The following is a 13,246-nucleotide window of genomic DNA, read 5'->3' as shown; positions in this document are numbered from 1 at the left end:
CTTCGTTGAGTACCGCTCGACCCTCTACCTGAGGTGAGAGCCGGGCGGCTTGCTCCTGCATTGTCAGCGGCCCCTGTTAGAACTAGGTCACATCGATGTGTTGATCGAGGGGGGTTTCGGTGGGGGACGCAGGGAAGCTGGCGCAGCCGGTCGCGGGTGTCTACGAGAAGCTGATCACGGACAGCGTGCAGGACGAACTGACGCAACTCGAGGCTGCGGGATGGAAGGCCATCGACGCCGAGGTCAGTGCGGAGTCGTCACCTCATGTGCTGGCACGTCACATCGCTGACGTAGTGGCCCGCCGACTCAATCAGCTCCCGCCCGACCAACAGGTGTCATTCGCCAACCGGATACTGCAATCCCTGACCGCCGGTTCCTCCGAGCAGGAAGCTGGCGACCAGGTCAGCAGCATCGCCCAGGGGCCACGGCAGTTGCTGGCCCTAGCCGAGCAGGAGGCCCCCGGGGCCTATGCGATCCGACCGCTCACCCCACTGTCCGAAACGTCGCTGCTCACCAATTCGCCGGAGGACCTCAGCCTTGGCACCGAGCTGAGGGCGGAGCTGGCCACAGCGGACCGTATCGACCTGCTCTGCGCGTTCGTGAAGTGGTACGGCATCCGCGTTCTGGAGGATGCCCTGCGCGCCGCGAGAGAACGGGGCGTGCCGATCCGGGTCATCACCACCACGTACATGGGCGCCACCGACCGCCATGCCCTCGACCGTCTCGTCCGCGACTTCGGGGCCACGGTCAAGGTCAACTACGAGATCCGCTCGACTCGGCTCCACGCCAAGGCGTGGCTGTTCCGACGCAAGACGGGATTCGACACGGCCTACGTCGGCAGCTCGAACCTGTCGCGGGCAGCGTTGCTCGATGGGTTGGAGTGGAACGTACGCCTGTCGTCCGTGGCCACACCCGCCGTGTTGGACAAGTTCGAGGCGACCTTCGACGCGTACTGGAACGACACCGCCTTCGAGACATACGACCCCGTCCTTCACGGAGAGCGTCTCGCCGCAGCGCTGGAGCAGGCGAGCGGAACGGGTTCGACGACCGATCTGAAGATCAACCTCTCCGGCCTCGAAGTGCGCCCCTTCCCGCATCAGCGGGACATGCTCGAGCGGTTGAGTGTGGAGCGCGAGATCCGCGGGCGGCATCGGAACCTGCTCGTCGCGGCCACCGGAACGGGCAAGACCGTCATGGCCGCGCTCGACTACCGCGGCCTGTGCCAGCAGTCGGCCGGTGAACGACCGAGGCTGCTCTTCGTGGCCCATCGCAAGGAAATCCTCAAGCAGTCGCTGCGGACCTACCGTGAGGTGCTGGACGACGCATCGTTCGGAGAGCTGCTCTACGGCGGTGCGGATCCACGCGAGTGGAACCACGTCTTCGCCAGCGTGCAGTCCCTGAACGTCCAGCGGTTGGAGCAGTTGGCTGCCGACCATTTCGACGTCATCGTCATCGACGAGTTCCATCACGCCACCGCCTCAACGTATCGCCGGGTCATCGATCATTTCGAGCCGAAGGAACTGCTGGGCCTGACGGCGACTCCCGAGCGGATGGACGGACTCAACGTCCAGGACGAATTCTTCGACGGTCGTATCGCGGCCGAGATGCGCCTGTGGGAGGCCCTGGAGAACGAGCTCCTGTCTCCCTTCCACTACTTCGGTATCCCGGACGGCACGGACTTGACGAACCTGGGCTGGCAGCGAGGTGGCTACGCCGACCAGGATCTCGAGAACCTCTACACGGGCAACGACGCCCGTGCTCGCATCGTGGTGAAACAGATCCTGGACAAGGTGTCCGACCCAGGCTCGATGCGGGCTCTGGGGTTCTGCGTAAGCAAGGCGCACGCACACTTCATGGCCGACTTCTTCCGCAAGGCCAACTTCCAGGCAGTCGCGCTCGACAGTGACTCGCCTGCGGATGTGCGCGCCCGTGCGCTCTCCGACCTCCGCGAGGGCAAACTGCAAGTGATCTTCTCGGTCGACCTCTTCAACGAGGGCCTCGACATCCCGGACGTCGATACTCTGCTGCTCCTGCGTCCCACCAACAGTGCCACGGTCTTCCTGCAGCAACTGGGGCGAGGGCTGCGACGGACGGAGACGAAACCGGTACTCACCGTTCTTGATTTCATCGGCCAGCACCGCGCCGAATTCCGCTTCGAAGAGCAGTTCCGGGCGTTGACCAACCTGACGCGAAACCGTCTGGTCGAGCACATCGAGCGTGACTTCCCGCAGTTGCCCTCCGGTTGCCAGATCATCCTGGAAGGCAAGTCCAAGAAGCTCGTCCTCGACAACATCAGGACACAGTTGGGCGCCACGGTGAAGACGCTGGTCAACGAGGTGAAGGCGTACAGTACCCCGCGCCTGGCCGACTACCTGCGGGAAAGTCGCCGAGAGATCAAGGAGTTGTATAAGAGCGACAACTCCTGGACGACCATCCTGCGCCGAGCCGGTCTCATCGAGGCGGCCGCACCTGAGGGGGAGACGGGGCTCCTCAAGCGCGTCCACGCTTTTCTCCACGTTGATGGCCCCGAGCGCGCCCAGGCGTACCTGCGCCTCCTCAGCGACGATGCTCCCCCGTACGAGGAGTTGGGCCCCACGGACCAGGGCTACGCCCGCATGCTCTTCTTCAACCTCTGGGACAACGCGGGCGGATTCTCCAGCTTCCGGGAAGGGCTCGAATCGCTGCGTCCGCAGAAGGCGTTCCGCCACGAGGTGACACAACTGCTGTCGTTCGTTATGGAGCAGGCTGACCACTTCCCCATCCCGCTGTCGGGCGGTCTCAGCCAGGTTCCGATGAAGATCCACAGCTCCTACAACCGCTCCGAAATCCTGGCCGCCCTCGGCGTGGCCCGATTCGGTGGCCAGATGCCGCGGTCTTTCGCCCAGGGCGTGCAGTGGGTCGAGGACCTGCAAACGGACGCGTTGCTGATCACTCTGGAGAAGAACGAGAAGGACTTTTCACCCACGGTCCGGTACAAGGACTACGCGCTGAGCCCGCGTCTCTTCCACTGGGAGTCGCAGAACAACACGGCTGAGGACTCCCCTACCGGTAGGCGGTATCAGGAACACGCACGGCGAGGAAGCCACATCCTGCTGTTCATGCGGCGCTACAAGAACACCGACATAGGCAAGCCCCAACCCTGGATGCTCCTCGGCCCGGCAACCTACGAGAGCCACAGAGGCAGCAAGCCGATGAGCATCACGTGGAGCCTGAAGCACGAGTTGCCAGCCGACGTGTGGACGTACTCAGCGATCGCGGCGGGCTAATTCGATGAGGAGCACGTTGGAGTGAGTCGCCAGCGCTATACGCTGCTCTCATGATCCGCGCAGTGGTCTTCGACGTCGGTGAGTGTCTCGTGGACGAGACCCGTGAGTACGGAACCTGGGCCGACTGGCTCGGCGTGCCGCGCCACACGTTCCACGCGATGTTCGGCGCCGTGGTCGCCCAAGGCCGTGACTACCGCGAGACCTTTCAGGAGTTCCGGCCCGGGTTCGACCTCTACGCCGAGCGCGAGAAGCGTGCCGCCGCCGGGCAACCGGAGTCCTTCGGCGAGGAGGATCTCTACGCGGATGTGCGGCCGACGCTACGACAGCTCCGGGCCGACGGTCTCTGGCTCGGTATCGCAGGCAACCAGACCGTCCGGGCAGGGCGGATCCTCCGGGAACTGTTCACCGAGGACGTGGACCTGATCGGCACGTCCGACGACTGGGGGGCGAGCAAGCCCGACCCTGAGTTCTTCAAGCGAGTCACCGACGCCGTGCCCTTCCAAGGCGGCCAGATCCTCTATGTCGGTGATCGCTGCGACAACGACATCCGGCCGGCCCGCGAGGCGGGAATGCATACCGCACTGGTCCATCGCGGGCCCTGGGCCACCATTCAGTGGAACAGTGCGGAGGCCATGGAGCTTCCGACCTTCCGCGTCGAGGGGCTAGCCGAACTGCCCAGCAGAATCCAGACGTTCAACGGCTCAGCACGCTGACCGTCGTCGACCAGTCATAGAGGCGGTCGTCCAACTCGCGGACGCAGCGCTCGTGCTGATGTGGGGTGAGCGCCCGGCGGACCTCACGCACCCGGTCCATGCCAGTCGCGTACCAGGTGGCGGCAAGCTGATCGAGGGCTTGGCCGGCGTACTCGCAGGCCGCTTCCGTGTTCCCGGTGGCTGCTTCGACGGCCGCCAGATCGCCGTACACGACCGTCCGCTGTTTCTGCTCGCCGGGTGACAAGGCCTCCAGGGCCCCGAGGAGGGTCTCGCGGGCCTGTGGAAGATGACCCGCGAGCAGTTGGGTGTTGCCCTTGAAGGCCGCAAGGCGCGCCGGGGAGAACCAGTCCATCCACTCCGGTGATGGGTGATCACTGCCGTCCCGCATCACGTCCTCGGCGTGGCCGATCAGATGCAGGGCGGTGCGGGTGTCGCCGCACCGCGTCTCGCACTCCGCCTCCACGGCGTCCAGCCAGGCCAGGAACTCCGCTGACGCCGGGGCTCGGCGGGCGTAGGTGCGGGCGGCGATCATCCGCTCCCGGGCGCCGTCCCGGTCCCCTCCCCAGCCCGGGACGAACGCCATGTGGGCGATGACCGCCGAGCCGAGGAGCGGATCGTCGGCCTCACCCGCTGCCTGCAAGGCCAGAACGAGGGTCTCGTGCGCGGTGGCCGGTTCACGCAGGTCGAAGAACTCGAGCCGGCCTGCCATGAGGTACGTCTCGGCCAAGGATGCGGCGATCAGCCGACGGGTCGGCTCGGTTGTTTGCCCGACCAGCACACTGCCCAGCGTCGCGTGTGCCATAACCGCCGGGTGCAGGTCGGTCGGCGCAACGGACCAGTAGAGCCGCCGATGCGCCCGGGTGACCGTCGCGTAGTCCGTGCCCGCTGTGTCGGGTTGGGATCCTGTGACAGGGCCGAGACGGACGGCCGTGGTCAGCGGTCGCAGGCCGCCTGTGACCGGATTGCCTCGGACACGATCGCGACGACGGTCGTCCGCGCCCCACGGGGGCGTGAAGCCGAGCGACTCCAGATCCTGTCCGAGCAGGTGCGTCAGCGCCCTCTGGCAGTCCGGCTGGGGCCAGGGAGGATTGTCCGACTCCCAGCGACGGACCTGTCGCACCCCGACGGACAGGCTGCGGATGCCCAGACGCTTCGCATGCTCCGTGAGAGCGTCTGCCAAGTCCTGCTGGGAGTTGAACCCTGCGGCCACCCGGGCGGCCTTCAGCCGGACGTTCCCTGTCGGTCTGGGCACGAGCACCTCCTTGAGTCGGCTGGGTCGACCATCCCACAGTGAGTCCCATTCAGAGACACTGACCACTCGATAGGCGGAAGTGAGGACCTTTTCGAGTCCTTCACGTGACCTTCTGAAGTCCTCGTTACTTACACACACTTCGTGGACTCTGATCGACGAAGTGACCGTGAGTCGACACCGAGGAGCGAGCCTTGTACACGCAGGAGGCCTTGGACAGGGCGATCGCCGGGTGGCTCGCTGGCACCCATCCGATGCCTGCACGGGCATGGCAGGAGTGGGACGCGCAAGGCGTCGCACTTCTGCCCCTCGGACAGCGGATCGCTGCCGTGCGTATGTCGTCGAAGGTCGTGCACGCCGCCGTCGGTTCCGCGGATAGGGACCGCGTGGCCGTGGCGCTGGGGGAGTCGCTCGGCGGGTCGATCATTTTCGACCGACGGGTGGCCGACGGGACGTACTACGCGTTGATCCAGGGACATGCGGGCCTGGTCTGGGCCTATTCCGATGTCGCCCCCTGTCTCGGGCACGGCACGTACCTGGGTGTGCCGCGCATCGACCGGCAGCAGCCACCGGGCACTTACTGGGTCGTGCCGCCGCGCTACGAGGGGGACCTCTGCGCGCCCCGGGCCATCACCGCCCTTCTCCAGCGCGGCCGGGCGCGGCTCGTGGGAGAGGCCGAAGAGGCACGTCGCGTATCCATCGAAGAAGAAGGGTGAGGACATGGATGCATTGGCCGCTCAGGACCCCTGGGCCCTGCGTCTGGTGACCGACCGGCTGCCGGTCAGTCCGCCGCCGTACGCCACGGCAGCGCTGGACGAAACCCAGACCGTCCGTTTCGTCACCGCGTTGGAGGACGTCACCGAGGCGTTCGCCGACATCCTCGTCCGGAAGGAAGCAGCACGTCATGACGATGCCCGCCGACCGTGAGACCGACGCGGCCCATCTGCGCCAGGCCATGGCGGAGACGCTCGTGCAGAAAGGCGTGCTGGTCGATCCCGGCTGGCGTGCGGCCGTGGAGGCCGTGCCACGGCACCGGTTCGTTCCTGGCTTCTACTTGGCTGCCGAAGAACCCGAGGCACAGCGTCTGACCGTGTGGGAGCCCGTAACGGCCGAGCTCGACTACGGCCGGTGGCTGGCCGCCGCCTGTTCCGACGCCACGCTGATCACACAGTTCGACGGCGAGGAGCCCGACTGGAAGAACCCTGCCGTTCGGCATGGTGGGACCCCCACCTCGTCATCGACGCTCCCGTCACTCGTCGTACGCATGTGGGGCGACGCCGAGGTCACCGACGGACACACGGTGCTGGAGATCGGGACTGGGACGGGCTACTCGACCGCTCTGGCCTGCGAGCGGCTGGGGTCGTCACACGTCACGAGCGTCGACATCGACCCGCACCGACTGGAAGCAGCGGCGAACGTCCTGCAGGGCTGCGGCCACACACCGACCCTGGCCGTGGCGGACGGGCTGTTCGGGTACTGGCCGGAGGCCTGGTTCGATCGGATCGTGACCGCCTGTTCCTTCCGCACCGTGCCGCGGGCGCTGCTCGCTCAGACCCGGCCCGGCGGGAAGGTCCTGCTCAACTTGTCCGGCTGGCTCTACGGGTACGCGCGCGTCCTGCTCACCGTTGCCGAGGACGGCACGGCCGAAGGGCCGTTGTTGCCGGGTACCGTCTCGTACATGTCCGCCCGGGTGCATGCCGCGCCCCCGTTCGGCAATCCCGCTGACTGGGCTGCGGGCCTACCGGAGCGACCACGACCTGCTCGGCACGGTCCCGAGCGGATCACGGCCGCCACGGAGGAGGCGTTCCACCTTCGCTTCCTGGCCCAGTGTGCCGTGCCGGACACCCAGATCGTCACCGTCGACGGGGTCGTGCGTCTGGTCGACGTCGGCACGGGGTCGGCGGCGACCCTCTCCGTCAGTGGCGGGGTTTGGGACGTGCGGGAAGGCGGTCCCCTGAGGCTCTGGGAACGTGTCGAGCACGTACTGGACGCCTTCGACGCAGCCGGGCGGCCGGGGCCCGAGACGTTCACCTTGCGCGTGGACGAGAGGGGGCAGCAACTGCGGCATGCGCGCATGCCGGGCCTCTCCCTCTCGCTTTCACCGGGGTGAGACAGAGGTCCGCCTTGGACGACGGCCGAACGCGTTTCTCACCGTACCTAAGTGGATGCGAAGGAGCGGGCGAAGCAATGCCGCTCGACGGCCAGGCGGAGGACCGGTGGACAGCAGGACCCCGCGCCCCCCAAAGGAGGGGTACGGGGCCCGCCGAGATGGCCTTACCGTCCGCCCGTCAGCCGAACATCCCCGGCTCGTAGCCCCCGGCGGGCAGGCGGAACATGACGTTCATGCGGTTGAAGGCGTTGATGACGGCGATCAGGGAGACCAGCGCGGCGAGTTGTTCCTCGTCGTAGTGCTTGGCCGCGTTCTCCCACGCCTCGTCGGTGACGCCGCCGGCGGCGTCGGCGATGCGGGTGCCCTGTTCGGCCAGTTCCAGGGCGGCGCGCTCGGCGTCGGTGAAGACCGTGGCCTCCCGCCAGGCGGCGACGAGGTTCAGGCGCAGGGCGGTCTCCCCCGCCTTCGCGGCGTCCTTGGCGTGCATGTCGGTGCAGAAACCGCAGCCGTTGATCTGGCTGGCGCGGAGCTTCACCAGTTCCTGGGTGGCCATCGGCAGGCCCGTGTCCGAGATGGCCTTGTTGGTCGAGGCCAGGTGCTGCACGACCTTCTTCGCGACGGTGCTCTCGAACGGGTTGATGCGGGCTTCCATCGGTATTCCTCCGGCTGCGTGGCGGGTGTTCGGCGTGTTCGGTGTGTTCGGTGTGTTCGGTGTGTTCGGCCTTACGCAGATACGACGGAGGGGACGGGCGTCGTGTGACGTCCCGAGAGAGCAGTCGGATGTGACCTGCGCCACTTATGTGTCGCGGAGGAGGAGTTCCTTCAGCGCGCGCGTCACCTCGGCCGGGCGTTCGTCCATCACCCAGTGGCCGGTGTCGTCCAGCATCGTCAGTTCCGCGTGCGGGATGCGCTCGGCGAGTTCGGTGGCGATCGCCGGGCGCAGGTAGGTGTCCGCGCGGCCCCAGATGATCGCGGTCGGGCAGGTGATGTCGCCGAGGCGGCGGCGCAGTTCGGGGCGGACGGTCACCCGGTAGTCGCCGAAGTAGTGGGCCAGCCAGCGGCGGCCCTCCCGGGTGCGCATCCAGTCGATGTAGCCGTTCAGCCCGTCCTCGTCCAGGTGGCCGCCGTGGACCAGGGGTGTGAGTGACCGCCGGTGGATCCGCGCGAGGGGGAGTCGGCTGAGCAGCGGGTGGAGCGCGGGGATGCGACCGGTCAGGGAGATCAGGCCGAAGGCGGCGTACCAGCGGGGGACGAAGGTGGACTGCGCCCGGCTGTTGAGCAGGGCCAGGCGGCGCACGCGGCCGGGGTGGGACTGGGTGAAGCCGAGGGCGAGGAAACCGCCGTAGTCGTGGCCGACGAGGTTCACGGCCTCGATGCCGAGCGCGTCGAGCAGTACGCCGATCCGGGCGGCCTCGGTGTCGTAGTCGAAGGGGAGGTGGGTGGGGCGGTCGGAGCGGCCCCAGCCGAGGAGGTCGGGGGCGACGACCCGGTGGCCGGCCCGGGCGAGTGCGGGGGCCTGGTGGCGCCAGCAGTGGTGGTTGGCGGGGTAACCGTGCAGGAGCAGGACCGGCTCGCCGTCGGCGGGGCCGGATTCCCAGTAGGCCACGCGGGCGCCGTCCACCACCGCCGTCCCGGCGCGCGCCTCCCGCTCCGTGTCGGGTTCGGTCATGGTCTCTCCCTCGTGCGCCTGGCGGTGTCCGTGGGGCCCCGCGGCGGATTCCGGGGAGGTGCCGCCGTCGCCCGGATCCGCGGGCCGGGCCCGTCAGGGATTCTTCGGCAGTCCCCGCCCTGCTTCGTACCCGCCGCCTGAACAGTCGCCCGTACGGAGGAGGGGCGGGGCCGGCCGAGGGCCGGCCCCGGGCAGCGGGCGGGCGTCACGCCACCGCGCTGAGATCGGCGCGGCCGAACAGCAGGGCGTAGCCCGGCGGGAGCTGGGCCAGGACGCGGGTCACCAGGTCGTCGCCGATCAGCGGCGGCAGGACGCTGAGGACCGAGCTGACGTCCCAGCGGGCCGTGGCGGGGGTGGAGCCCTCGATGCGGGCCGCGACCGAGTCGACGAACTCCGGCGCGGTCAGCGGGCGGGTGGCCGGTATCTGCTCGGCGACCACGCGTGCCGCCTCCTCGGGCAGGGCGCGGGCCAGCGCGACGCGTTCGTCGCCGACGACGTGCCCGCCGAGGGCGGACAGGACGATACGGGTGACGCTCTCCGCCTCCGCCCGGGTCGGGTACCGGCCGGCCTCCCGTACCTCCTCGATCAGGTCGGTCCATCCGGGCCGTGCACCGTGCGGCGGCGTCGTCGTCGGGTTCGGCGTCGTCGGATTCGGCATCGTCGGCACGGTCATCTGCGGACTCCTTCTCCAGTTGTGACGGGCGGACGGAACCGCGCCCCGCAGGCGGATGCCGGGCCTGCGGGACGCGCCTCGTGGATGTGGTGGATGTGGTGGATACGGGTGGACGCGGTGGGCCGCTCAGCCGCTGAGCTGCTTGCGGTCGCTGCCGCCGGAGATCTGGATGCGGCGCGGCTTGGCCTGCTCGGCGACCGGGATGCGCAGCGTGAGGACGCCGGCGTCGTACGAGGCGTCGATCCGGTCCGTGTCGAGCGTGTCACCGAGGAACAGCTGGCGGGTGAAGGTGCCGGCGGGCCGTTCGGCGACGAGGGTCTCGGCGCCCTCGGGGGCGGGGGACCTGCGCTCGGCGCGGACGTTGAGGACGTTGCGCTCGACGTCCAGCTCGATGGTCTCCGGGTCGATGCCGGGGAGGTCGAAATGGACGATGAAGTCGTCCCCGGCACGGTAGGCGTCCATCGGCATGGCGGCCGGGCGGGTGGTGTTCCCGAAGACCTGCTGCGCGAGGCGGTCGAACTCGCGGAACGGGTCCGTACGCATGAGCATCACAGTTCACTCCTCTCGTTCAGGCGCTGCTGTGCGATGCCCTGATTGCCTCTTCTTATATAGCTCCGAGGAGGAAACTTGACAAGCCCCGACTCAAGGGAAGGCCTGGAGGGGGCTTTCCGCTGGTCGGACCGGGCGAGGGGCGTGGGGGTACGGGCCGGGGGCGGGGCGTGGCCGGGGCCGGGGCCGGGGCGTGGGCGGATTAGCCTCGGAGCGAGGATCCAGTCGTCAGCAGCAGGAGGCAGACATGGCCAGGGTTCCCAGCGCGGCGGTCGCCGCGGGCGGACTCGTCGGCGGGTACGGCGTGGCCCGGTGGACGAGGAAACGGCCGCTCGGCGGTGCCGTTCTCGCCGTCGCCGGGGCCGCCGCCGCGCGGCAGTGGCGGCAGCGGGCCGGCGGGACGGCCGCGGGGGCGCTGACGGCCGCGTACGTCGCCGCCTTCGCCGGGTCGCACCCGCTGGCCAAGAAGGTGGGCGCCTGGCCCGCCGTGTCCGGCGTCGCGGGCGCCGTCGCCCTGGCGTCCTGGGCGGTCGCCGACCGACGCGCCTGAGGGTGCGCCGGCACGGCTCGGCCCCCTGCACCTCGCCGTACCCGGACCCCGGCGTCCCCTTCGACGCCCCCGGCGTCCTGCCCGCCGTCGCCTCCGTCGCCTCCGTCGCCGACAGCGGACGGGCGATGTCCCCAGGGAACGGCGTTCCGCCTGCTGCTGTTCGGCACGGCGTCGCGCCGAGCCAGTAGCTGCCGTTGATGATCAGGTCGACCCGGCCCCGGTAGAGGGACGGGATCGGCTCGTCGATCGCGGAGTTGATGGCCGCGTACTCGCCGCCGATGCCGAAGCCGGTGAGGAACCGGAAGAGGAAGAACCACCAGGTGTCGAAGGACAGCGCCGTCAGCGCGGTCGCCGCCAGGTAGACGGCCAGCGTCGTGATGAAGAGTTTCTTGCGGCCGATGGGGGTCCCCACGCGTTCAGCAGTGGGGGAGGTCGGTCAGCCAGCCGAAGAACAGCGCCCCGGAACAGGCGCCCGCCACACACAGCGCGGCGGCGATGCCGGTGACCTGGGCGGAGGTGATGTCCAGGCCGCTGCCTTCCTCGGCGAGGCGGCCGGCGACGTTGCCGAGGATGGTGACCTCGAGGCCGTCCAGGATCCAGACGGTGACGCGACCGACCACGATCATCCAGTGCCACCGCGACCAGGGCAGCCGGTCCAGGCGGGCGGGGACGGCGGTGGTGACGGTTCCGGTGGATGCGGGCACCGAGCCCGGCGACGAATCCGCTGTCAGGGCTCCCTCTCCGTCGAGCGAACCCCTCCCATGTGCCCGGGAGCCCGGGAGCCCGATGACCATGCTCGGCCCGATGATCACGCCCGGCCGACGGTCACGCCCGGCCGACGGCCACGCCCGGCCCGCCGGTCGTGCTCGGCCCGCCGGTCGCGCTCGGCCGGGAGGGAGCCGGTGCTGTCGTCGAACAGGCCTACGCGCCCAGCACACGCGACACCGTGTAGATCAGCAGCCCGGCCAGCGAGCCCACCACCGTGCCGTTGATGCGGATGAACTGCAGGTCGCGGCCGATGTTGGCCTCGATCTTCTTCGTCGTGTGCTCGGCGTCCCAGCCCGCCACCGTGTCGGTGATCAGGGAGGTGATCTCCCGCCGGTAGGTGGTGACGACGTACACCGCCGCCCCCTCCAGCCAGGTGTCGACCTTGCCCTGCACCTTGGAGTCGGAGGCCATGCGCTGCCCCAGCGACAGCAGCGAGGCCCGCACCCGCAGCCGCAGCTCGCTGCGCTCGTCCTCCGCCGCCGAAACGATCATGGATCGTACGGCGGTCCAGGCGGAGGTGATCAGGTCCTGGACCTCGCTCCGGCCCAGCACCTCGGTCTTCAGCCGCTCGACCCGCGCACGGGTGTCGGTGTCGGACTGGAGATCGGAGGCGAAGTCGGTCAGGAACCGGTCGAGGGCGCCGCGCGCCGGGTGGGCGGGCATGTCGCGCATCTCGGTGACGAAGCGCAGCAGCTCCTTGTAGACGCGCTCGCCGACCTTGCGGTCCACGAACCGCGGGGTCCAGCCGGGCGCCCCGCCCTGGACGGCGTCCATCACGGAGTCGCCGTGCAGCACCAGCCAGTCGTGGGCCCGGCCGACCACCAGGTCGACGGCCCGTTTGTGGCCGCCGTCGACGACGACCTTCTCCAGCATCTTGCCGACGCCGGGCGCGATCTCGGCCGCGTCGGCCCGGCGCGTGATCGCCTCTCCGACCACCGCCTGGACGTCGGAGTCCCGCAGGACGGTCAGGGCGCCGCGCAGGGCGGCGGACAGCTCGGCGGTGACCCGGTCGGCGTGCTCGGGGACCGCGAGCCAGGCGCCGAGGCGGCTGCCTATGCCGACGGCGCGCAGCCGCTGCCGTACGACGTCCTCGGAGAGGAAGTTCTCGCCGACGAACTCGCCCAGCGAGACGCCGAGCTGGTCCTTCTTGGTGGGGATGATCGCGGTGTGCGGGATGGGGATGCCCAGGGGGTGGCGGAAGAGGGCGGTGACCGCGAACCAGTCGGCGAGCGCGCCGACCATGCCGGCCTCGGCGGCGGCCGAGACATACCCGGCCCAGGGGCCGGCGCCCGCGTGCGAGGCCCACTCGGTGAGGACGTAGACCAGGGCGACGAAGAGCAGCAGTCCGGTGGCGGTGAGCTTCATCCGGCGCACGCCGCGCCGCTTCTCCTCGTCTGCCGCGCTGAACGTCGTCATCGCGCGGTTCGTGACGGCACCGGGGCGGGCGGCCTGCCCTACGGCTCCCTGACCGCCCGCACCGCTCCCGCTGTCCGGGAGTTCAGGTTTTGTCCGTTCCATCCGCTCCACCCGCTCGGTGATCTCTCACACATTGTCCCTTCCTGACCGACTCCGGGAACAGAACACAGGTTCCCGGCGTCTGTCCGGACGGGGTAATGCCGGGGGGTCCCAGCACCCCGGCCAGACCTCTGCCGCATCATGGGCTCATCGGACCGGAGCCCGAGGCTCCCATCGCCCGAGG

At 69.2% G+C, this 13,246-nt stretch carries 12 protein-coding genes and 1 pseudogene; 6 read left to right on the top strand and 7 right to left on the bottom strand.

What is annotated here, in order from left to right; all coding sequences use genetic code 11:
* Window positions 1-119: 119 nt before the first annotated feature.
* Both ACLGIH_RS21620 and ACLGIH_RS21615 read left to right on the top strand, forming a co-directional pair.
* Entirely contained in the window at window positions 120-3,266 is a 3,147-nt protein-coding gene (locus tag ACLGIH_RS21620; RefSeq protein ID WP_416526910.1) for a DEAD/DEAH box helicase, read from the top strand.
* Window positions 3,267-3,316: 50 nt separating this feature from the next.
* Window positions 3,317-3,979: an HAD family hydrolase gene (locus ACLGIH_RS21615; RefSeq protein ID WP_416526909.1), complete on the top strand. Its 663-nt coding sequence runs from the start codon at window positions 3,317-3,319 to the stop codon at window positions 3,977-3,979.
* Here ACLGIH_RS21615 and ACLGIH_RS21610 read toward each other — a convergent pair.
* On the bottom strand, window positions 3,960-5,231 hold the full coding sequence (locus tag ACLGIH_RS21610; RefSeq protein ID WP_416529444.1) for an NsdA family TPR-like regulatory protein: 1,272 nt from the start codon (window positions 5,229-5,231) through the stop codon (window positions 3,960-3,962). The two genes, ACLGIH_RS21615 and ACLGIH_RS21610, sit on opposite strands and share 20 nt — an antisense overlap.
* 191 nt (window positions 5,232-5,422) lie before the next feature.
* Here ACLGIH_RS21610 and ACLGIH_RS21605 point away from each other — a divergent pair, with 191 nt between their 5' ends.
* The 3 genes from ACLGIH_RS21605 to tgmC are packed head-to-tail and all read left to right on the top strand — an operon-like array spanning window position 5,423 to window position 7,338.
* On the top strand, window positions 5,423-5,944 hold the full coding sequence (locus ACLGIH_RS21605) for a hypothetical protein (RefSeq protein ID WP_416526908.1): 522 nt from the start codon (window positions 5,423-5,425) through the stop codon (window positions 5,942-5,944).
* A 4-nt stretch (window positions 5,945-5,948) separates the two neighbouring features.
* On the top strand, window positions 5,949-6,155 hold the full coding sequence (locus tag ACLGIH_RS21600) for a hypothetical protein (RefSeq protein ID WP_416526907.1): 207 nt from the start codon (window positions 5,949-5,951) through the stop codon (window positions 6,153-6,155).
* A complete protein-coding gene (gene tgmC, locus ACLGIH_RS21595) occupies window positions 6,133-7,338 on the top strand; it encodes an ATP-grasp peptide maturase system methyltransferase (RefSeq protein ID WP_416526906.1) in 1,206 nt (401 codons plus the stop codon). Before ACLGIH_RS21600 ends, tgmC begins: the two co-directional genes overlap by 23 nt.
* 178 nt (window positions 7,339-7,516) lie before the next feature.
* Here the strand turns inward: tgmC and ACLGIH_RS21590 are convergent, their stop codons facing one another.
* The 4 genes from ACLGIH_RS21590 to ACLGIH_RS21575 form a co-directional block, all read right to left on the bottom strand.
* Window positions 7,517-7,990, bottom strand: coding sequence for a carboxymuconolactone decarboxylase family protein (locus ACLGIH_RS21590; protein WP_416526905.1), 474 nt, complete (start codon window positions 7,988-7,990; stop codon window positions 7,517-7,519).
* 144 nt (window positions 7,991-8,134) lie between these two features.
* Window positions 8,135-9,007, bottom strand: a complete 873-nt coding sequence (locus ACLGIH_RS21585) for an alpha/beta fold hydrolase (protein ID WP_416526904.1) — start codon at window positions 9,005-9,007, stop codon at window positions 8,135-8,137.
* Window positions 9,008-9,212: 205 nt separating this feature from the next.
* Window positions 9,213-9,680 (bottom strand): DUF2267 domain-containing protein, encoded by a 468-nt coding sequence (locus tag ACLGIH_RS21580; RefSeq protein ID WP_416526903.1) that lies wholly within the window; start codon window positions 9,678-9,680, stop codon window positions 9,213-9,215.
* A gap of 126 nt (window positions 9,681-9,806) precedes the next feature.
* Window positions 9,807-10,229, bottom strand: coding sequence for an Hsp20/alpha crystallin family protein (locus tag ACLGIH_RS21575; protein ID WP_416526902.1), 423 nt, complete (start codon window positions 10,227-10,229; stop codon window positions 9,807-9,809).
* 247 nt (window positions 10,230-10,476) lie between these two features.
* Here ACLGIH_RS21575 and ACLGIH_RS21570 point away from each other — a divergent pair, with 247 nt between their 5' ends.
* Window positions 10,477-10,779, top strand: coding sequence for a hypothetical protein (locus tag ACLGIH_RS21570; RefSeq protein WP_416526901.1), 303 nt, complete (start codon window positions 10,477-10,479; stop codon window positions 10,777-10,779).
* A gap of 172 nt (window positions 10,780-10,951) precedes the next feature.
* On the opposite strand, the pseudogene ACLGIH_RS21565 reads toward ACLGIH_RS21570, so the two are convergent.
* Window positions 10,952-11,510 (bottom strand): annotated as a pseudogene (locus ACLGIH_RS21565) (MFS transporter); the annotation flags it as partial.
* A gap of 190 nt (window positions 11,511-11,700) precedes the next feature.
* Window positions 11,701-13,065, bottom strand: coding sequence for a DUF445 domain-containing protein (locus ACLGIH_RS21560; protein WP_416526900.1), 1,365 nt, complete (start codon window positions 13,063-13,065; stop codon window positions 11,701-11,703).
* Between the last annotated feature and the right edge of the window lie 181 nt (window positions 13,066-13,246).

Origin of the sequence: Streptomyces hamibioticus (genome assembly GCF_047946815.1) — a bacterium.
Taxonomy (GTDB): Bacteria; Actinomycetota; Actinomycetes; order Streptomycetales; family Streptomycetaceae; genus Streptomyces.
Note: the sequence above shows the minus strand (reverse complement) of the source record. Positions and strands in the feature narration are given on the sequence as shown.